Source organism: Acerihabitans sp. TG2, from assembly GCF_035013185.1.
Classification (GTDB): Bacteria; Pseudomonadota; Gammaproteobacteria; order Enterobacterales; family Enterobacteriaceae; genus Acerihabitans.
Genome location: NZ_JAYGJO010000034.1, coordinates 24,204 through 44,153 on the forward strand (window position 1 = coordinate 24,204; position 19,950 = coordinate 44,153).

The 19,950-nt window shown below is 53.1% G+C and carries 17 protein-coding genes, 1 tRNA gene and 1 pseudogene; 7 read left to right on the forward strand and 12 right to left on the reverse strand.

The window, feature by feature from the left end; genetic code table 11:
• Positions 1-276: 276 nt before the first annotated feature.
• From SJI19_RS21560 to nnr, 11 genes are all read right to left on the reverse strand, one after another.
• Positions 277-1,575: an adenylosuccinate synthase gene (locus SJI19_RS21560; RefSeq protein ID WP_323480322.1), complete on the reverse strand. Its 1,299-nt coding sequence runs from the start codon at positions 1,573-1,575 to the stop codon at positions 277-279.
• A gap of 100 nt (positions 1,576-1,675) precedes the next feature.
• Positions 1,676-1,876: a DUF2065 family protein gene (locus SJI19_RS21565; protein WP_323480340.1), complete on the reverse strand. Its 201-nt coding sequence runs from the start codon at positions 1,874-1,876 to the stop codon at positions 1,676-1,678.
• 60 nt (positions 1,877-1,936) lie between these two features.
• Positions 1,937-2,950, reverse strand: coding sequence for a protease modulator HflC (gene hflC / locus SJI19_RS21570; protein ID WP_323480323.1), 1,014 nt, complete (start codon positions 2,948-2,950; stop codon positions 1,937-1,939).
• Between the two features lie 2 nt (positions 2,951-2,952).
• On the reverse strand, positions 2,953-4,221 hold the full coding sequence (hflK, locus tag SJI19_RS21575; RefSeq protein WP_323480324.1) for an FtsH protease activity modulator HflK: 1,269 nt from the start codon (positions 4,219-4,221) through the stop codon (positions 2,953-2,955).
• 57 nt (positions 4,222-4,278) lie between these two features.
• Positions 4,279-5,559 (reverse strand): ribosome rescue GTPase HflX, encoded by a 1,281-nt coding sequence (hflX, locus tag SJI19_RS21580; RefSeq protein WP_323480325.1) that lies wholly within the window; start codon positions 5,557-5,559, stop codon positions 4,279-4,281.
• 96 nt (positions 5,560-5,655) lie between these two features.
• Entirely contained in the window at positions 5,656-5,961 is a 306-nt protein-coding gene (hfq, locus tag SJI19_RS21585) for an RNA chaperone Hfq (RefSeq protein ID WP_323480326.1), read from the reverse strand.
• Between the two features lie 112 nt (positions 5,962-6,073).
• On the reverse strand, positions 6,074-7,018 hold the full coding sequence (gene miaA / locus SJI19_RS21590) for a tRNA (adenosine(37)-N6)-dimethylallyltransferase MiaA (RefSeq protein WP_323480327.1): 945 nt from the start codon (positions 7,016-7,018) through the stop codon (positions 6,074-6,076).
• Positions 7,011-8,963, reverse strand: a complete 1,953-nt coding sequence (gene mutL / locus SJI19_RS21595) for a DNA mismatch repair endonuclease MutL (RefSeq protein ID WP_323480328.1) — start codon at positions 8,961-8,963, stop codon at positions 7,011-7,013. Before mutL ends, miaA begins: the two co-directional genes overlap by 8 nt.
• 20 nt (positions 8,964-8,983) lie before the next feature.
• Positions 8,984-10,633, reverse strand: a complete 1,650-nt coding sequence (gene amiB / locus SJI19_RS21600; protein WP_323480329.1) for an N-acetylmuramoyl-L-alanine amidase AmiB — start codon at positions 10,631-10,633, stop codon at positions 8,984-8,986.
• Positions 10,630-11,109: a tRNA (adenosine(37)-N6)-threonylcarbamoyltransferase complex ATPase subunit type 1 TsaE gene (tsaE, locus tag SJI19_RS21605; protein WP_323480330.1), complete on the reverse strand. Its 480-nt coding sequence runs from the start codon at positions 11,107-11,109 to the stop codon at positions 10,630-10,632. The genes amiB and tsaE overlap by 4 nt, the downstream gene beginning before the upstream one ends.
• 9 nt (positions 11,110-11,118) lie before the next feature.
• Positions 11,119-12,633: a bifunctional ADP-dependent NAD(P)H-hydrate dehydratase/NAD(P)H-hydrate epimerase gene (gene nnr / locus SJI19_RS21610; protein ID WP_323480331.1), complete on the reverse strand. Its 1,515-nt coding sequence runs from the start codon at positions 12,631-12,633 to the stop codon at positions 11,119-11,121.
• On the opposite strand from nnr, the gene queG reads away from it, so the two are divergent.
• Positions 12,632-13,771: a tRNA epoxyqueuosine(34) reductase QueG gene (queG, locus tag SJI19_RS21615; protein WP_323480332.1), complete on the forward strand. Its 1,140-nt coding sequence runs from the start codon at positions 12,632-12,634 to the stop codon at positions 13,769-13,771. The genes nnr and queG overlap by 2 nt on opposite strands.
• Before the next feature lie 304 nt (positions 13,772-14,075).
• Here the strand turns inward: queG and SJI19_RS21620 are convergent.
• Positions 14,076-14,150: transfer RNA gene (locus SJI19_RS21620), tRNA-Gly, on the reverse strand.
• Positions 14,151-14,866: 716 nt separating this feature from the next.
• Here SJI19_RS21620 and SJI19_RS21625 point away from each other — a divergent pair.
• The 6 genes and pseudogenes from SJI19_RS21625 to SJI19_RS21650 form a co-directional block, all read left to right on the forward strand.
• Positions 14,867-15,358, forward strand: coding sequence for an Hcp family type VI secretion system effector (locus tag SJI19_RS21625; RefSeq protein WP_323480333.1), 492 nt, complete (start codon positions 14,867-14,869; stop codon positions 15,356-15,358).
• Positions 15,359-15,448: 90 nt separating this feature from the next.
• Entirely contained in the window at positions 15,449-17,050 is a 1,602-nt protein-coding gene (gene tssA / locus SJI19_RS21630; protein ID WP_323480334.1) for a type VI secretion system protein TssA, read from the forward strand.
• 97 nt (positions 17,051-17,147) lie between these two features.
• Entirely contained in the window at positions 17,148-17,591 is a 444-nt protein-coding gene (gene tssE / locus SJI19_RS21635; protein WP_323480335.1) for a type VI secretion system baseplate subunit TssE, read from the forward strand.
• A gap of 52 nt (positions 17,592-17,643) precedes the next feature.
• A complete protein-coding gene (locus SJI19_RS21640) occupies positions 17,644-19,008 on the forward strand; it encodes a VasL domain-containing protein (protein WP_323480336.1) in 1,365 nt (454 codons plus the stop codon).
• Positions 18,986-19,342 (forward strand): DUF1493 family protein, encoded by a 357-nt coding sequence (locus SJI19_RS21645; protein ID WP_323480337.1) that lies wholly within the window; start codon positions 18,986-18,988, stop codon positions 19,340-19,342. The genes SJI19_RS21640 and SJI19_RS21645 overlap by 23 nt, the downstream gene beginning before the upstream one ends.
• A 366-nt stretch (positions 19,343-19,708) precedes the next feature.
• A pseudogene (locus tag SJI19_RS21650) lies at positions 19,709-19,950 on the forward strand (Rhs element Vgr protein); the annotation flags it as partial.

The following is a 19,950-nucleotide window of genomic DNA, read 5'->3' on the forward strand; positions in this document are numbered from 1 at the left end:
TTATGGTCGCACTACAAATAAACCAGTATTTATCGATCGGGATGTTAACCCTGCTAACCGTGTATTCCCGCCCAACCCGATATAGGACGACGACGCGACGGATGACAGGTAAACAGATGTAATAAGAGTAACCTTTAGGAACCAAACAGGCTATAGAACTTGTCATCGACTGGGACAGAGACAGAGGTTAAAGGAAGGATAACTCTATGAAAACAAAAAACAAACCGGGAATTACCCGGTTTGTTACATTTTTATTGTTTTACGCTTTCGACGCCTTTAGGCATCAAATGGGTCGCGTAAAATCATGGTTTCAGTGCGATCAGGTCCGGTTGAGATAATGTCAATCGGTACGCCGGTCACTTCTTCAACCCGGCGGATATAGCGCCGAGCAGCCTCGGGAAGCTTAGCCAGTTCCTGCACGCCAAAGGTGCTTTCGCTCCAACCCGGCAGGGTTTCATAAACCGGTACGATACCTTCCCAACCTTCGGCTGCCAAGGGCGTCGTTTTCATTTCCCGGCCATCTGGCATGAGGTACGCGATACAGATTTTAACTTCCTTTAGACCATCAAGGACGTCCAGCTTGGTCATGCAAAAACCGGACAAGGAGTTAATTTGCACCGCCCGGCGCACCGCAACCGCATCCAGCCAACCGGTACGGCGGCGGCGGCCCGTGGTCGCACCGAACTCATTGCCTTTGGTGGAGAGATATTCACCGACATCATCAAAGAGTTCGGTAGGGAACGGACCTGCGCCCACGCGGGTGGAGTAGGCCTTGACGATGCCCAGCACATAATCCACATAACGCGGACCAATACCTGAACCGGTGGCAACACCACCCGCCGTGGTATTAGACGAGGTCACGTAAGGATAGGTGCCATGGTCAATATCCAACAACGTACCCTGAGCACCTTCAAACATGATCAGTTCGCCGTTTTTACGGGCAACATCCAACAATTCGGAGACGTCCACCACCATGCCGGTGATAATACTGGCAATCGGTCGCACATCGTCGAGTATTTTCTGATAATCAACCGCGTCAACTTTATAATAATTTACCAATTGGAAATTATGATAATCAACGATTTCCTTCAGCTTGACGGCGAAAGTTTCCATATTAAACAGATCGCCAACGCGTAAGCCGCGACGGGCAACTTTGTCTTCATACGCAGGGCCGATACCACGCCCGGTCGTGCCGATGGCTTTATCGCCACGGGCTTTTTCACGGGCCATATCCAGAGCGACGTGATACGAAAGGATTAGGGGGCAGGCTTCGGAGATCAATAGACGTTCACGTACCGGAATACCGCGCGCTTCGAGTTCGCCCATCTCTTTCATTAACGCTTCCGGCGATAAGACTACGCCGTTGGCAATGATGCTGGTTACATTTTCACGTAAAATACCAGAGGGAATCAGATGCAGAACGGTTTTTTCACCGTTGATAACCAAAGTATGACCGGCGTTATGGCCGCCTTGATAGCGAACAACATATTTAGCCCGTTCAGTCAGCAGGTCGACGACCTTGCCTTTACCTTCGTCACCCCATTGGGTGCCCAGTACGACAACGTTCTTACCCATCTCTCAATTCACCAGATTGCTTAAAAAAGGATTCTACCATCTCAGTCCGCTGCTTTCAGTACTTTTTAACACCAGTTTTCACTGTTTTTTATCTGTGCGATCATCCTCCCATTCTGCTACGCAACATGTAGTAGATTACACCGCCCGCAACCACTAAACCGCCACCGAAACGTCGCAATAATTTATCGGGCAGCAGGGCCATGGTTCCGATCATCTTGCGCCACACCGTGGGAAACAGCATCGGACCTAAACCTTCGAGTACCAACACTAGCCCGAGGGCCATCCAAATAGTAGGGTTCATCATGACCTCTAAAAAAAAGGCCCGCGTAAACGGGCCTTGGCATATTGGTGGTGGTATGAATCAGTGACGGGCGGCCGGAATGGCTACCGCCGGTGATTTCATAAAGCGGAAGAAATCACTGTCGGAATTCAATACCATAACATCGTTGTTACCGCTAAAGCTGGTTTCATAAGCTCGCAGACTACGAACGAAAGCAAAGAAATCCGGATCCTGGCTGAATGCATCAGCATACAGCTTGGCGGTCTCGGCATCAGCCTCACCACGGGTGATAAGCGCAGTACGTTGCGCCTCAGCCAACGTGCGGGTCACTTCATAATCCGCTGTTGCCCGTAGTTTTTCTGCAGCTTCCTTACCTTGTGAACGGTGGCGACGGGCTACCGCTTCGCGTTCTGCCCGCATGCGTTGGAAAATGGCGTCTGAAACTTCTGCGGGCAAACTGATCTGCTTAATACGCACATCCACAACTTCAATACCCAGCGCCGCCATACTGTTTGGGTTAACCGCTGGCTGCACGCCTTTGGTTTCACGCTCCACCCTTGCGGCAGCGGAAGCAATAGCGCTATCCGCTGCAGTGGTTTCCACCTCACCATCGCCGGCGGTGCCACTGTTCAACTCATCACGTACATCGGTCATCAGACGGTTGCGGGAATCGGTAACAATGCCCTTAACGTCCAACCGGCCTAATTGAGAACGCAACCGGTCGCTGAATTTACGTTTAAGCAACACCTCAGCCTGAGAGACATCACCGCCGCCCGTTGCCAGGTAGTAGCGGCTAAAGTCGCTAATACGCCATTTGATATAAGAGTCGACTATCAGATCCTTTTTCTCCATGGTCACGAAGCGGTCAGCCTGGTTTTCCATGGTCTGGATGCGGGCATCCAGAGTCTTAACCGTTTCGATAAACGGAATTTTAACATGCAGACCGGGTGAAAAAATTTCCGGTTTGTTTTCACTATCACGCAGTACTTTGCCAAAGCGCAGGACGATGCCACGCTGGCCTTCCTGTACCACAAACAATGAGGCGTAGAGGGCAACCAACACCACAACAACGATAAAGATTAAGGGTTTACGCATGGTTATTCTCCCCCTACACGCGTGGTACTGCCACGCTGGGCATTCGCTCTGCGCTGGTCCATAACCGAACCTGAGCTGCTGGTGTCAGATGAACTTGATTCCACCGAGCCGGCGGCAGGTTTAGTCAAGGGTGGCAACGGCAGTAGGGATGAAGAGCTGGTCGCTTTGCCCGTAGCATCGGTCGCAGAGGCATTGCGCAATAGCTGATCCAACGGCAGGACCATCAGATTATTGCTGCCCTTATCGCTAATCAGAACTTTACGAGTATGACTCAATAAACGCTCCATGGAGTCGAGATAGAGCCGTTCACGGGTAATTTCCGGTGCGGCTTTATACTCCGGCAGCAATTTAGCGAAACGCTGCACCTGACCCTGCGCTTCGAGTATAGTACGGGTCTTATAGGCCCGGCCTTCCTCCAGAATACGCTGTGCATGGCCGTTGGCACGCGGTTGTACCTCATTGGCATAGGCTTCGGCTTCGCGAATGTATTGCTGCTCATTTTCACGGGCGGCAATAGCATCATCAAAGGCCGCTTTCACTTCCTCCGGCGGACGGGCAGCCTGGAAGTTAACGTCCAACAGGGTAATCCCCATATCATAGGGACGAATGGTTTCTTCCAAGACCCGCTGCGTATCGTTTCTGACCACGGTCCGTCCTTCCGTAAGGATGCGGTCCATGGTGTATTTACCAATCACGCCACGTAGTGCGCTGTCAGTAGCCTGACGCAGGCTATCGTCCGCATTGGTAACGCTAAACAAATAACGCTCTGGATCGGTGACCCGATACTGCACGTTCATTTCAACCCGTACCACGTTCTCATCAGCGGTAAGCATCACCCCGGAAGCCGCAAGCTCGCGCACAGATTCAACATTGACGGGAATGACATGATCGACAAAGGTCGGTTTCCAATTCAGCCCGGGTTGCACCAGCCGATCGAATTTACCAAAGCGTGTCACCACGCCGCGTTCGGCTTCCTTAATGGTATAAAAACCACTGCCAGCCCAAACAATCACCACCGCCGCGGCGACCAGGGTGACATAGCGGCCATTATGGGCGGGGCCTTTGCTACCACCGGTATTATCCGGGGTTTTATTTCCGCCGCCGAACCCGCGCAGTTTTTTACCGAGTTTACGAAATATATCGTCCAAATCGGGGGGTCCTTGTTCACGTCCGCCTTTATTATTATTACCGCCAGAGTCGCCGCTATTATTATTGCTGCTTCCCCACGGGTCGCGGTCATGTCCGTTGTTTCCGGGCTGATTCCACGCCATGTTTTAGCTCCATTTTACTTAATTAGTATTCTTCAGGCTTTAATTCCCAAAGGACGGTCAGACAAGATAGTCCACCAACTCATTTTCCTGCTTGCAAAGACGCCGCCAATCAATGATGGGCAGCCGGACGATCAATCCCATGCTGCCATCATCCTCAATCCATTCTTTTTCAATGGCCTGAAGTTGGTAGAAACGGCTACGCAGCCGGCCAGCCTGCGGCGGCAACCGTAGCTGATGCTGGGAAATCTCGCCCGATAGACGTTCGGTCAACGCTTGGAAAAGCAGCGGAATGCCGTCACCGGACTGAGCAGACAACCACACCCTTACCGGCAGGTTATCCTCGTTGCGATCGATGCGCGGAACAAAGTCATCCAGCATATCGATTTTATTCATAACCAATAAAACCGGGATTTCATCTGCATCGATTTCTGCCAGCACCGTGTTTACAGCGTCGATATTTTCCTGCCCACGGGTATCCGAAGCGTCCACGATATGCATCAATAGCGTGGCCTCCCGCGTTTCCTGCAGCGTCGCCTTAAACGCCGCCACCAGGTCATGGGGCAAATGGCGGATAAAACCCACCGTATCCGCCAATACGGTATCGCCAACGTCCACGACCTCAATACGCCGAAGCGTGGGGTCAAGCGTTGCGAACAACTGATCGGCGACATACACTCCCGCCTCGGTCACGCGGTTAAACAGGGTGGATTTGCCGGCGTTAGTGTAGCCTACCAGCGATACAGTGGGTACCTCGGCGCGATTGCGGGCGCGACGTCCTTGCTCCCGCTGTTTTTCCACCCGCTCCAGACGGGAGAGAATAAGTGTAATGCGGTTGCGCAACAACCGGCGATCGGTTTCAAGCTGAGTTTCACCCGGCCCGCGCAAACCTATGCCGCCTTTTTGCCGCTCAAGATGTGTCCATCCCCGCACCAGCCGCGTGGCAAGGTGACGCAACTGGGCCAGCTCAACCTGTAATTTCCCCTCATGGGTACGGGCGCGCTGTGCGAAGATATCTAAAATCAGTCCAGTTCGATCGATGACACGGCATTGACATAGGCTCTCGAGATTTCGCTCCTGAGCCGGGGACAAAGCATGATCAAACAGAACGACAGACGCACCACTGGTTCTAACCGCCTGCGCGATCTCATCAGCTTTTCCCTCTCCGACATAATATTTGGGATGGGGTGCCTTGCGGCTCCCGGTGATGACATGCAATGTTTCCACCCCGGCGGAAGATACCAGCGATTCAAACTCCTGTAGATCTTCCATGTCTTTGTCTTGCGAGAAAAAAATATGAACCAGTATGGCCTGCTCACCGGTATCGTAACGGTCAAACAAGCGTACAACCTCTCACGCGGATAAACCGCTGTTGTAACGGAGTTCTAGCATCAGCGACACGCTAAAACTCCGCAGTATGGTCAAGCTGGATACGCCTTATTCGGCGTCATCGTTTTCCTGGGGCTGTTGAGGCGCCGCAGGATTGCTACCATGATGAAAATTACTCGCACCAGTGGCCGGATTGTTATTGTGATGCGACACCGCACGTGATGGCACTACGGTTGAAATGGCATGTTTATACACCATCTGGCTGACCGTGTTTTTCAACAAAATGACAAACTGGTCAAATGACTCAATCTGGCCTTGCAATTTGATACCATTCACCAAATAAATAGAAACCGGAACCCTTTCCCGACGCAATGCGTTCAAGAACGGATCTTGCAAAGATTGCCCCTTAGCCATTCTATCTTTTCCTTATTTGTTTGTTGTTTGTAACAAGAACCCTGCGGCTCTAAAATTAACGATGTAAAAAAAAATGCGTTCAGTACTTTTCAATTGTACACAATCACCCGGCCTATGCACTAACAACCTGTAATACCTTATCTAAGGCCGAGTCCGGTTCCTCACTATCGAGCCAATGTACCGAATGCCAACCCCGCAGCCAGGTCATCTGCCGTTTGGCCAACTGACGGGTAGCGCAAATTCCGCGAAAAACCATTTCATCATAATTAATTTCGCCAGCTAAATATGACCACATCTGACGATATCCAACGCAACGAATGGACGGCAGATCTTTATGCAAATCCCCTCTCTGGAACAGCGTTCTGGCTTCCAACTCGAAACCCGCTGTTAACATTTGATGAAAGCGTTGTTCAATACGCTGATGCAACAGCTCGCGGCTTGATGGCGCAATCGCAAACTGATAAACCTGGTAAGGTAATGCCTCACCAGACGTTTTTGTCAGTTCTGTTAGAGTGTTACCTGAAACGAAAAAAACTTCCAGTGCTCTTGACAGTCTTTGGGGATCATTAGGATGAATACGCATAGCAGAGACCGGATCAATAATTTGCAATCGTCGGTGCATCGCCTCCCAGCCCGAAGCTTGAGCTTCACGGGCGATCTGCTGCCGTACTTCAGCATTTGCCGGGGGCAATGGCGATAATCCCTCCAGCAACGCCTTGAAATAGAGCATCGTCCCCCCTACCAATAACGGTATACGTCCGCTAGCGGTAATCTCTGCCATCGCTGCCAGCGCATCTCGGCTAAAATCTGCCGCCGAGTAAGCTTGGGCGGGGTCGTTTATATTGATTAACCGGTGCGGCGCCCGCGCCAATTCATCCGGTCCGGGTTTGGCCGTTCCGATATCCATACCCCGGTAGACCAGCGCAGAATCGACGCTAATGATCTCCACCGGTAAATGCTGACAAAGCGCCATTGCCAATGCGGTTTTACCCGACGCGGTGGGGCCCATCAAAAATATTGCCGGCGGGCGCGGTTGTTGTTGCACGGAATCAGTCATGGTTCAGGGCCTCAATGGCGGACTCCAGATCAAGCAATACCAAGAGATCTCCCGGCGGTTTTTTTACCCACTGAGGACAAAGACGTTCTAGCTCGGCGAGCAACTGTATCGCTTGGGAAAGACTCCATTCGCGCTGTTCGCTGGTGAGATAGCGGGCTATCCAGTCCGCAAGATGCTCAGGGACGTTATTTTCAGGAATACGATCATCAGGGACAGGATGCTCAATTCCCGCGAGATAGCCTAACAGGTCGGGAATCAAGTTTTGTAAATTTTGTTGGCGTAATGGTAAAGGTACGCCATTTAGCGTGGCTTGCTGTTGATTAACCTCCAACTGAATGCCCAGCGCGGTTAACTCTTGGTGGTAACGGCGATAAGCATCGGCTTCCTGCGGTTTTAACGTCATGCGCAGCGGAATCAACAGCGGTTGAGCCTTTAAGGCCTCGTCGTACGGGGTAAGCTGCCGGCGTTTCAGGCATCGATCGGCCACCGGCATCGATAACAGCGCCAACCGGTGGCGAAATTCCACCAGCGCATAGCAAGGCGGATAGAGAGTCAGTACCCGGCCAAAACTCTGGGGATCATCACCCGGTGCGGACTCGGCGACGACGCGTGCGCCAGCCCTCGCTGTCGCAGGGGGTTCACCGGGTTGCACCAGACGGCGATACAGTTCGCCCGTTTTTTTCTGATAACCTCCGGCTGCCTGATAGGGCGTCGTCGGCTCACGCGCCTGGCCGCGGTGGCTGTCACTGTGTGCGGCAGCCCCTTTGCCTAACGCACGTTCGGCGTAGGGTACCGGCTCACGCGCAGCGGGGATCAGCGCCCTAGCCCCCTTCCCGTCGACGGGCGGCACATCAACGTTAAACGAGTTTCGCCCTGACGCCACGCGGTTTTCAGGTGACCAATGGGCGGAGGAAGACGCGTCATCATGGTCTGGCAAGGCCGGTTCGGCACTTTGCTGCAGTACGGCGATGATGGCCTGGTAAATAAAATCATGCACCAACCGTGCCTGATGAAACCGTACCTCATGTTTTGCTGGATGAACATTAACATCAACCTGATGTGGATCAACCTCCAGGTAAAGCACAAACGCCGGTTGCTGCCCCTCGGTTAACTGCTCCTGATAAGCCTGACGGATAGCGTGATTAATCAGCTTATCGCGCATCATGCGCTGGTTGACATAGCAGTACTGCATTTCCGGCAATTCTCCGCCACTGCGGGGGTCCACCACCCAGCCACGAATAGCAAGATCGCCATGAGTCCATGACACCGCCAGCGCCCGCTGCACAAACGCGGGGCCACATAAACTGCCCAATCGGCGCAGATGTTGTTCCGGCTGGCTCACCGCGCGATACTGGCGCACCGGTTTGCCGTTGTGCTGCAAAGTAAAAGTGACGTCAAAACGTGCCAGCGCGATACGCTTAACCACTTCATCAATATGTGCGAACTCGGTTTTTTCCGTACGCATAAACTTACGACGAGCCGGCGTGTTGTAAAACAAATCCAGCACCTCCACCGTGGAGCCGACGGGATGTGCGGCTGGTTTTAGGCTTACCGTCATATCACGCCCTTCAGCATAAGCCTGCCACGCCTCACTTTGTGCCTCGGTACGCGACGTCAGGGTCAGGCGGGAAACCGAACTGATGCTAGCCAGTGCTTCACCACGAAAACCAAGACTCACTATCGCTTCAAGATCGTCGAGAGTAACGATTTTGCTGGTGGCATGTCGAGCCAGGGCCAAAGACAACTCGTCCTTGCCGATGCCACAGCCATTATCGCGGATACGGATAAGCCTGGCCCCGGCCTTTTCTATATCAATATCAATACGGGTGGCGCCGGCATCCAGGCTGTTCTCCACCAGCTCCTTCACCACGGACGCGGGCCGTTCCACCACCTCACCGGCGGCGATTTGGTTGGCGAGTTGTGGCGGCAAAACCTGAATCGGCATCTTGAAAAAAGTCCTCTGGCTTATGCGGGTGGAATAATCAATGTTTGGTCCAGCATCACTTTATCGGATTTGAGTTTATTGGCCTGTTTTATCCTATCGATACTGACCCCATACCGCGCGGCAATCCCGGTCAACGAATCGCCCGAGACCACTTTATGCCGACGCACACGGGTGACCTGAGAGCGCTGAGTGACCGACCCTGCTGGGATTTTTAACCGTTGCCCTACCCATACCACGTCGCGTTTCAATTTATTCAGATCACGCAAAGCATCCATGCTGACGCCATATTGGGCGGCAATGCCGGAGAGGGTATCCCCCCGTTGGACAATGTGCCGCGTCGTCGCAGCAGGCACCACACTGGCGGTAAGTTGCGATACCGCCTGGGTTCCGCTGGCGCCTGCGTCTGCTGCGGAGCTCACGCCCTTAGGGCGATTCTCTAGTCTGGGCCCGTTTTGCAGAGGATGTGAAATAAAATAGGCTCGCAATCCCAGGTAGATAGCCTTGGCAATTTTATCCTGATAACCCTCGCTACCCAGCAAGCGTTCTTCGGTGCTGTTACTAATAAATCCCGTTTCCACCAGCAGCGAAGGGATGTCGGGTGACCTTAGTACCCCTAAGCTCGCATGCTCAGGGCGGATTTTATGCAACCGACCCACCTTGCGCAATTGACGCAGCACCCGGGTGGCGACGTCATATCCAACCCGCTGCGAATGGCCGAACTGCAAATCCAGCACCGCCTGACTGAGGTAGGGGTCGGCCGCGCTATTGGCCAGCAGATCTCCGGCCCCCCCCAACAATTCCGACTGTTTTTCATGCTGTTCCAACCAATTACCCATCTCGCTGTTGGCGCGCCGGTTGGACAACACCCACACCGATGCACCGGTGGCGCTACGATTAGGTGCTGCGTCGGCGTGTATCGAGACCAGCACATTGGCACCCTGTTTGCGCGCAACATCGGAACGCCCCATGACCGAAATAAAATAATCACCGGTGCGGGTCAACGCCGGACGGAACATAGGATCGGCGTCCAGCAACCGCTTTAATTTGCGGGCAATGGAGATAGTGACATCTTTTTCTTTCAAGCCGTGTTGCCCGATAGCACCAGGATCCTGCCCGCCGTGGCCAGCATCAATAGCCACCACCACCGGCTCATTTTTACTGTACTGGGCAGCGGCCGCAGGCACAGCCACGCTCTCAACCGAGGAGGTGGTTTGTTTCCCCACACTGGCGTGTGACGACTCGGTGCGACGATTAGGCGATGGCGTAGTCCGTGCTGACGACGCGGGAGCAATCAAGGTAAACACCAGGTTATAGTGACCATTTCCCTGCGCCAGATTGGCCTGTATCCGTGATTTACGGGTCAGTTCAAACACCAGTCGGATGGTGTCGGACTTCACCGGCTTGCTGCCACGAATGCGCTGGATAATATTCTGTCCATTAAAATCCAGCGGCAAACCTTGGGCTGCGCTGCTGTGGTTAATATCCACCACCACCCGCTCCGGGTTGCGCAATACAAAAAAAGCGTAAACCGGTTTGTCGCTGAAACCCAACGTTACTGTAGAACGTTCTGCCCCGTTGGTGACGTTGATATCGGTGAGATTTGCCGCGCTTACCTGCCCAATCAGACAACACAACACTACTGCCAAAATTATCCTGATTTTCAGCATCATGTATTGATTTCCGACCGTGGTGCCAATTGCGCAAGGATCGACTCGCCACAGGCCGAGTGTGATTCCAGCGTTGCGCGCCTGCCGGAAGGGAGATAGTCCAACGTCAACGCCAGATCGGCATCGGGTAACATACCCTGACCGCGCTGAGGCCACTCCACCAGGCACAAAGCATCATGGTCAAAGTAATCTCGCACCCCCATGAATTCCAGCTCTTCGGCATCGACCAGGCGGTAAAGATCAAAATGATAGACGGTTCTGGGCGTTAATTCGTACGGTTCCACCAGCGTATAAGTCGGGCTTTTCACATTTCCCTGATAGCCCAGGGCACGTAAAAATCCCCGGCACAGGGTGGTTTTGCCCGCGCCTAAATCGCCATACAGATAAATCACACAGGATTGATCACAGGCAGCGGCCAACGCCGCGCCCAATGCGATTGTCGCCGATTCATCCGGCAAAGGTAATACACTGTTTTCCATGTCTGATTTCTATGTGATTCGTTCAGGATTAACAAATTGATACAACGCCGGCAGTAAATCCGTAGCCAACATGCCTCGCGTTCCTTTTTCCAACGCCAGCAGGTCGGCGGTCGCGCCATGGATGACACAACCCGCGCACGCCGCGTCGTACAGTGATAGTTTTTGCGCCAGCAACCCGCCAATAATGCCCGAAAGCAGATCGCCCATCCCCCCGGAAGCCATACCGGCATTGCCGACATCGGCCAGGGCCATATGACCGGAGGCATCCGCGACCAACGTACCCGCGCCCTTAAGCACCACCACACCACCGTAGCGCTTGATGATATCTCTGGCGGCCACTACGCGGTCTTTTTCAATCACACCTGTGTTGATATTTAACAAACGGGCGGCTTCCCCCGGATGGGGCGTGATAATACGATTGTGACGTTTCTGCGGATTGATTGCCAGCAGGTTCAACGCATCAGCATCCCATAGCATGGGTTTAGTACAGTTTTCAGCAATACGCAGCGCGTTTTTGCCCCAATCCGTTTGTCCCATCCCTGGGCCAATCACTACCACATCAGCCCAATCCAATCCCTGCCGCACAGAATCATCATTTAACGATTCAACCATCAGCTCCGGCCTGGCGCTAAGCAGCGAGCCAATATTGCTTTCGCGGGTCAGTATCCGCACGAGCCCCGCCCCGGTGCGCAACGCCGCTTCGCCGGTCATGCGGATGGCACCGGACAGGCCATGATCACCACCGATGATCAATAATCGACCGTTATCACCTTTGTGGGAGCAGGGATCGCGCGGCATAAGCCAGCGCGTAAGATCCTCGGCGGTGAGGCGCGCCATCAGCGGCGGATGAGGTTGCAGCCACTCGCCCAGGCCAAGGTCGTTATAATGCAGTTGGCCCGTGACGCTGCGTGCCTTGCCGGTCAATAGACCTGGCTTTAACGCGATAAAGGTTACCGTATGCGCTGCACGAATCGCACTACCGGCCACCGCACCGGTCTCGGCATTCAATCCCGAGGCAATATCCAGCGCCACGATGGGCGCGCCATGAGCATTGGCTGTCTCAATCAGCACCGAGCAAGGTGGCCGCGGCGCATTCTGTAAGCCGGTGCCCAACAGGCCATCGACGATAACGTCAATATCTTGCGGCCAGAGCGTATCGGCCGGCGCTATGCTGCCACCGGTATCTAACCAGGCTTGGCGCGCCCGACTAGCCGGCTCAGGTAATGGGCTGCGGCCGGGGCACTCTATGAGCGTCACCGTTTTCCCCCTTGCCGCAGCCAGTCTGGCCACCACATAGGCGTCGCCGCCATTATTGCCGTGACCAGCCAGAATCAAATAGTGGCGGGCGAAGGGGTAAACCCAGCTCAGAACGCAAAACGCGCCGGCACCGGCACGCTCCATCAGTTGGTACAACGATAGCCCCGCCAGCTCTGCGGCCTGACTCTCCCAACCCCGCAGCCACTGCGCACCATAAACGGAATGTGGTAAACTTATCGAGCATGTTTCTTTTTTACGGTCGGCCATGTCATACCCTTTTGATCTTATAGAATTAGCCCACTTAGTTAAGCAATGGGGGCGTGAGCTCGGTTTTCAACAAGTCGGCATTTGTGATACCGATCTTTCTGCTCACGAAGGCGCATTGCAAACCTGGCTGGACCAACAATATCACGGCGATATGGACTGGATGTCTCGTCACGGTATGCTGCGCGCGCGACCCCAGGAACTGTTACCTGGGACCTTACGGGTTATCAGCGTCAGAATGAATTATCTACCCGCCAAGGCCGCATTTGCCAGTACCCTAAAAAATCCCCGGTTAGGTTATGTTAGTCGCTATGCGCTGGGACGCGACTATCACAAAGTGTTACGCCAGCGCCTCAAACAGTTGGGCAACAAAATTCAGGATTGGTGCCAAGACGTCAACTTCCGGCCATTTGTAGATTCCGCCCCGATCATGGAACGCCAGTTGGCCGCTAAAGCAGGGATTGGCTGGGTTGGTAAACACTCACTTATTCTTAATCGCGAAGCCGGTTCCTGGTTCTTTTTGGGCGAACTGCTGATCAATTTACCGCTGCCGGTGGACGTCGCGCAGCCAGAACAATGCGGCCGTTGCGTCGCGTGCATCACCACCTGCCCTACCGGCGCTATTGTTGCGCCCTATACGGTGGATGCACGCCGCTGTATTTCTTATCTTACCATCGAATTGGCGGGCGAGATTCCCGAAGCTTTGCGCCCGCTGATAGGCAACCGCATCTATGGCTGCGATGACTGTCAGTTAATTTGCCCATGGAATCGCTTTGCGCAATTGACCGATGAAAACGACTTCAGCCCACGTGCCGAACTGCACGCGCCACAGTTGATCACATTATTTAGCTGGAGCGAGGAGCAATTTTTGCGCGCGACCGAAGGGTCAGCCATTCGGCGCATCGGCCATTTCCGTTGGTTGCGCAATATTGCAGTGGCCCTGGGCAATGCGCCCTATGAGGATGACATTGTGTTAAGCCTGCAAACTCGCTTGGGCGAAAGTCTGCTGTTGGATATCCATATTGAATGGGCGCTGGCTCAGCAACAAAACCACCGACAAGCCTTAGCCGTCAACGTGCAATCGGCACAGCAGCAACGGCTAGTGAGGTCAATTGAGAAGGGCTTATTGCGTGATGCGTAACGTGATGACCTAAAAAAAATTACCATAAATGATAACTTTTCTTCTGTGGATAAAAATAAAAATCCTTTGGCAATCAACTACCAGAAAAAAGACAAGAGGAAAATACGACGTTTTTTAATTAATTTTTTTTGAATATTATCAATATGTTAAAATCGATCGTTGATTTAAACATTGATTACGATAAATGATTAATAATTGAGGAAACTGTGGATAACTCTGTTTAAAACATTTTTGGCGTGTTAAGCGTGCTGAACATTTGGCCGCACGTTACGCTGGACTATCGATTAAAATCAATCACTGAAATTGGAGCGGGAAACGAGGCTCGAACTCGCGACCCCAACCTTGGCAAGGTTGTGCTCTACCACTGAGCTATTCCCGCATTAAAAGTGGTTATCTCTAGCTTACCAAACTGTACATGTCCGCCTGGAGCGGTGCTTCACTTGACAGCGTAATGTTCAGTTTTGACATCTCATTTCGCCAACATCCTAAAATGAGTCTGCATAAAACACTTATCGGCAAAGTGTGAATTACAGCACTAAAACTACATAACTTATTGATTTTTATGCGATTTTAATGATTATTCCCGATGAGAGGACGCAATTATGGCTTTATTTTTAAGGCCTGTCAAGAGGACATGCAGACCAAAATCCCCATTAACAAGGATTGCTTATGGGTCGCTGACAATTAATGCCCACGGGACACCTTTTCGGACCAGAATACTTAATACCCGGATAAATCGACATAGGTGATTGAGAATCCAATGAAGCCAGGTCGATAGCACCCCACTCCTTTTTATATTCTTCCTTATTGTTGATAACCTATCATTTCACCATGTAGTGATATATGCCAAGAAATTAACTTAGTGAAAGTTTAACAACTGCATTGATGATTTATTTCAGTTTATTGTTTTACAGTTACACGAAACGATAAGAATGCAACCCTGTGGTCTCCCCTGTTGTTTCGCATTCATCATGCAGTGAACCGCCGGGTTGCATGATGTTTGGTGCCGCAGGCCAATGCTTGCAGGACACCCGGCATAACCACAACGTCACCACCGGAAGGTGGCGATACCAAAAACACCATGGAGACGATTCAATGGCAATTCCTATTTATTTGTGGCTGAAAGATGATGGCGGTGCGGATATCAAGGGCTCGGTGGATGTACAAGACCGAGAAGGCAGTATCGAGGTGGTAGCACAGGAACATAAGCTGTACATCCCCACCGACAATAACACCGGCAAATTGACCGGTACCCGCATACATACCCCGTTCATGTTCACCAAAGAAATTGATGCGTCCAGCCCTTACCTGAACAAAGCGGTATCCACCGGCAAGGCCCTGGCATCGGCTGAATTCAAGTGGTACCGCATCAACGACGCGGGTCAGGAAGTCGAGTATTTCAATACTAAACTTGAAAATGTTAAAGTTGTTATGATTCAATCGATTATGCATAACATCAAAGATCCCACCAAAGAGAAACACAACCATTTGGAACAGGTAGAACTGCGTTACGAAAAAATCACCTGGACCTATATTGACGGCAATATCATACATTCCGATTCCTGGAACGAACGCGCTACCGCGTAACACGCCCGCGGATGGGGACTCCCGTCCGTTTTTTTCCTTAATCTCTGCACTGCGGCTGAAACCGAGGGACGACATGGAGGCCAACCACTAATGGCAACACTGCAATCCCTACTTTGCGCCTGCCGGGAGCCACCAGCAGTGGTCCAACAGCAGGCACAACAGCAACTTATCCTGTGGGAAAATTGGCTAAAGCCGATTTCACCCGTCGCCCCCACCGGCGAGGATCCTGGCTATGATGATGACTTTCAGTGCATGCGCGAGCAGGTGAATAAACTGTCTGGCGCTGATACCGATCTGGTCAGCCAACTGGCGGAAAAACTGCTCACCACCACCACCAAAGATATCCGCGTCGCCACCTATTATATCTGGGCGCGTCTGCAGCGTGATGGTGAGGCGGGGCTCGCCGACGGGCTGGAGTTGCTGGCCGGACTGCTACAGTATTTTGGTGACAAACTCCATCCACAGCGCAACCGCAGCCGCAAGGCCGCGTTGGAATGGCTGGCAGGACAGCGCGTGCTCGACAGTTTATCGCTCTATCCGGAGGTTACGGAAAATGACCTGGCGCGCATTGCCGGCGCGCTGTTTTTAATTGAACAGACCGCCGAACGGTTGCAGGCTGATATACGCCCTGATCTGGGCGGGCTCTACCATGCCCTGGCCATTCGGCTGGAAAAATCCGGTGGCGCTGATGCGCTCGTACCGCAAAATATCAGTACCGATGCTCGCCAGCCGGTGGTGAGCAGCGGCGTTAGCCCCGCGTTAACCGCGATCACCTCGGGGCGGGAGCTGCTTGATCAGGTCCGTGCGCTGGCCAAGTATCTGCGTGACCAACCAGACGGTTGGCTCGCCGGACATCATCTGATGAAAAGCCTGCGTCACGATACTCTGCACCAGTTGCCCCCGCTTGCGGGGGATGGACGCACCCGAATTGAACCGCCGAAACCGGACCAGCGTGCACTGCTCAAACGCCTGTATTTGCAACAGAGTTGGTTGGAACTCCTTGAGCAGGCTGATGGCCTGTTTTCACGCGGTGCCTGTCATCTCTGGCTGGATTTGCAGTGGTACATCCATCAGGCATTAACCCGGATGGGCGGCCATTATGCCGCCTGGGCCAACATCATCGCGCAGGATGTGAAAGGGTTATTGCTGCGGTTGCCAGGTCTGGAGGTGTTGGCATTTAATGATGGCACCCCCTTTGCCGATGAGGTCACGCGCCAATGGCTTCATCAACTGGCGATGGATAATCCGGTCGGCTGGCAAGATGACACGCGTCCGACGGCCGGCACGGCAGGTGATGACGCTATATTACAGCTCGAGCCGGAGGCGCTGCAGCTCGCCGATAGTGACGGACCAGAGGCCGCGTTAAGTTGGTTACAACAACGTCCCGACATCACCACCTGCCGAAACCGCTGGCTGATAAGACTGTTGATGGCCCGTGTCGCGGAACAGTATGGCCGCAATGACATGGCGCTGCATCTGCTGGGCGAACTGGCTGCCACGGCGGTGTCGCTGACGCTCACGCATTGGGAACCCGAGTTACTGTTTGAGGTTAACGCGCGCTGCCTGAAATTACTGCGGGTGAAGGGGGGACGCAGTGAGACAGACCGAGCCCGTTTGCAGCCCGAAATGGAGCGGTTACTCGCGGGATTGATCGCCATCGACCCGGCTCGCGCCATGGTGCTGTGTGGGTAATGTCAATAGTCGCTAATCGTTTGCCCCCCGATAAAGCCCGGGGGATCGAACTCAATACCTTATAAAGTCGTACGACTGGATCAACCGGAGTGACCGGATGGATGGCCCACATTTTACCCCTTCTTTGTATGAGACGCTGTTTGGCAATTTTACCGGCGGACTGGACCTGCCAACGCTCGGTGAACCACAGCAGGTGGTGATCTCGGTGTTGGACAATATCCAGCGCATTCTCAATGCCCGGGCGGGAACCCTTGCCCACCTGCCGGACTATGGTCTGCCGGATATGACAACCATACTGCAGGGCATGCCCGGTACCGCGCATCAGCTGGTCGGCACCTTATCCGACGTACTGCTTAAGTATGAACCGCGCATCAAGCATATCGCGATAGCGCTGCTTGAACAGCACATGCCGGGTGAATTGCGCTATGCCCTTGATGCCGAGCTCAATGAGGTCGGATTGGTGCGTTACGGTACTGAATTTATGCCTGAGGGACGGGTGCTTATCCGTCATCTGAAACAACAAAACATTATAGGCCGGTGATATTTTATTGCGCCAATTACCCTAACGCTCGCCTTTCGGAACATGTCTACCCATGACACACCTACCGCAACACTACCTGAAAACCGGCGGCGACCCGCGTACGCTCGCCGACTATACCGCATTGCGCGACGAGTTAAACAAACTGACCCACCCGGCTCGCCCAGATGTGAACTGGCGTTATGCTGAAAAACTCTGTCTGGCGCTGTTTGAACATAACGGCGTGGAACTGCAAACGGCGGCCTGGTATACGCAAATCCGTACTCATCTGGCCGGAGTGTATGGTTTAAATGAAGGGCTGGCGATACTGGACGCGTTAGTCACCCATCAGTGGCATGCTGTCTGGCCGCAGCCGGTGCATGCACGCATGGAGATCCTCAGCGGATTAAGTCAACGTCTGCAACAGATCATGCGCATGTCAACGCTAAGCTATGCCGACCTCAGCCCGCTATATCAGGCAGAACAACATTTGGCACGGCTAGGTGAAGCCTTACAGCGCCTCGAACTCAAACATCTCAGCCGAATGGACGAACTGCGACACCAACTGCATAACGCTGCGGTCAGGTTGGAACACAGCGATGTCGGTGATAACACGCAAAACGAGGACGCGGGGCGACGGTTATCGCCATTCGACACGCCCGCACTGCCGCCGTCGTCAAGCGAGTCAAAACAACGGCTATCATCAGCCAACGGTCAGCGCTGGGTATACGTCGCTTACCAGGAACCTGAACCGAAGGTGGCGGTTGTCATCACCCCGCCAATCCCTGCCCGGCCCTGGCGGGCATTTATGGCCGGTGTGATGGTCGCCCTGGTCATGATGTGTCTGGGCGGGTGGGGTTATCTACGCTTCACGCAAGATCCGTTACGCGACAGTCTAATGGCCTCGGTGGCCCCGCTGCCGGTAACGCTGCCGCGTGACCAACTGGAATTATTGGTTCAGCAAACGCCGTCGTGGATAAATAACAACAACGACTATGCAACGCAAACCCAGGCACGGCTAGCCGCGCTGGCGGACCTGCCACCAGACTGGTCAGCCGCGTATGCTGCCCGGTTATTGCATCAGACCCAGCAGCTTTGGCCGAACACACCACACACCCTTGCTTTGGTCCACGACTGGCGACAACAATTGGATGCCCGTGCCATGCCTGCCGCAAGTCTGGAAGGCTGGCATCAAGGCATGACACAGTTGCAGCAGTTGGCCAACCAGCTCAACCGACTGGATGAAAAACGAGGCAAGTACCTGACGGTAAGCGAGCTGAAAACCATCGTCTATTCATCCATGCAAGCGTTCAACCAGCACCCCCCGGTGGAAGAGCAACTACGCCAACTGCAAAGCGGTGACTCGGCGCTGGTACAGATGGAAATCGAGCGTCATTTATCGCAGCTACTGAATCGTTATGCGCTCATCCGCTACCGCTAGGTCATACCGAACGGATAACGTTGAACGCCGAGTCATCGCCCTCGTCACTCAACACAGCGGTATATACATGTTCAGGGAAAAGCAATACGACACGTACACAGCACAATCCAATATTCACTTTGATGTGCGACTTGATGTTGATGACGCAGAAGAATTGATGGATGAATTTTTTACAGAATTCAACACAGCTCGAGGAAACTTCAAACTTGAGACCTATTACCCTGATGTGCCGATTTCATGGAATCCCTTCCAGAAACACATCGTAGATATACCCATTTTCACTATTGGCATGTTGATTGAGTCAGCAAAGGCCGGGAAATGGTTGTACAAATAATCACAAGCAAGGTGCTTAAAAATGGCTGTACCTGTTCACTTATTTTTAAACGATGATGGCACTAAAAATGGTAGTGAGCGTGCACCCTTTATCCTAAAGAGATCCCGGTAATCGGTGGCCGGATTGAGCCGGTGTATGCATCAGACTCGGATGAGCCATTTTCATACTATCAAGAACGACCCGTAACCAGTTGTAGGAATGTTGAACACATAGCAGATACGCTATGTGGCGTTAGCCCATTGCGGGCAAAATGGAGCGTCTGCGAGTTGAGTTCAGAGAGAGAAAGCGCGCGGGAAAAGCGCGCTCGGAATCACCGTAATACGCACCCGTAGGATATGGCTCGATGATCACTATCAGGATGGCACTATGTTGACGGACCCAACAGCAGCAGGCAACATTTCTCACTCTCGTTATGCCCTTGATATCAATGACAGCCCGGTAACGCCTGAGGTACTGCGCTTTCGTGGCACCGAATGCCTGAGCCGGCCTTTCTCATGGCGTATTGAATTCACTACCCCGCAGAGCACTATTCGCCCTGAACAGGTCCTGATGAAGTACGCCAGTTTTTCAATGCGGGATAATAAGGTGGTACATGGGGTGATCACCCA

Coding starts and splice junctions, on each gene's coding strand:
- SJI19_RS21565 (WP_323480340.1), bottom strand. CDS start 1,876: ATGAACCCTACTATTTGGATGGCCCTCGGGCTAGTGTTGGTACTCGAA.
- hflC (WP_323480323.1), bottom strand. CDS start 2,950: ATGCGTAAACCCTTAATCTTTATCGTTGTTGTGGTGTTGGTTGCCCTC.
- hflK (WP_323480324.1), bottom strand. CDS start 4,221: ATGGCGTGGAATCAGCCCGGAAACAACGGACATGACCGCGACCCGTGG.
- hfq (WP_323480326.1), bottom strand. CDS start 5,961: ATGGCTAAGGGGCAATCTTTGCAAGATCCGTTCTTGAACGCATTGCGT.
- amiB (WP_323480329.1), bottom strand. CDS start 10,633: ATGATGCTGAAAATCAGGATAATTTTGGCAGTAGTGTTGTGTTGTCTG.
- SJI19_RS21560 (WP_323480322.1), bottom strand. CDS start 1,575: ATGGGTAAGAACGTTGTCGTACTGGGCACCCAATGGGGTGACGAAGGT.
- mutL (WP_323480328.1), bottom strand. CDS start 8,963: ATGCCGATTCAGGTTTTGCCGCCACAACTCGCCAACCAAATCGCCGCC.
- tsaE (WP_323480330.1), bottom strand. CDS start 11,109: ATGGAAAACAGTGTATTACCTTTGCCGGATGAATCGGCGACAATCGCA.
- tssA (WP_323480334.1), top strand. CDS start 15,449: ATGGCAACACTGCAATCCCTACTTTGCGCCTGCCGGGAGCCACCAGCA.
- miaA (WP_323480327.1), bottom strand. CDS start 7,018: ATGACTGATTCCGTGCAACAACAACCGCGCCCGCCGGCAATATTTTTG.
- nnr (WP_323480331.1), bottom strand. CDS start 12,633: ATGGCCGACCGTAAAAAAGAAACATGCTCGATAAGTTTACCACATTCC.
- SJI19_RS21645 (WP_323480337.1), top strand. CDS start 18,986: ATGCGCTCATCCGCTACCGCTAGGTCATACCGAACGGATAACGTTGAA.
- queG (WP_323480332.1), top strand. CDS start 12,632: ATGTCATACCCTTTTGATCTTATAGAATTAGCCCACTTAGTTAAGCAA.
- tssE (WP_323480335.1), top strand. CDS start 17,148: ATGGATGGCCCACATTTTACCCCTTCTTTGTATGAGACGCTGTTTGGC.
- SJI19_RS21640 (WP_323480336.1), top strand. CDS start 17,644: ATGACACACCTACCGCAACACTACCTGAAAACCGGCGGCGACCCGCGT.
- SJI19_RS21625 (WP_323480333.1), top strand. CDS start 14,867: ATGGCAATTCCTATTTATTTGTGGCTGAAAGATGATGGCGGTGCGGAT.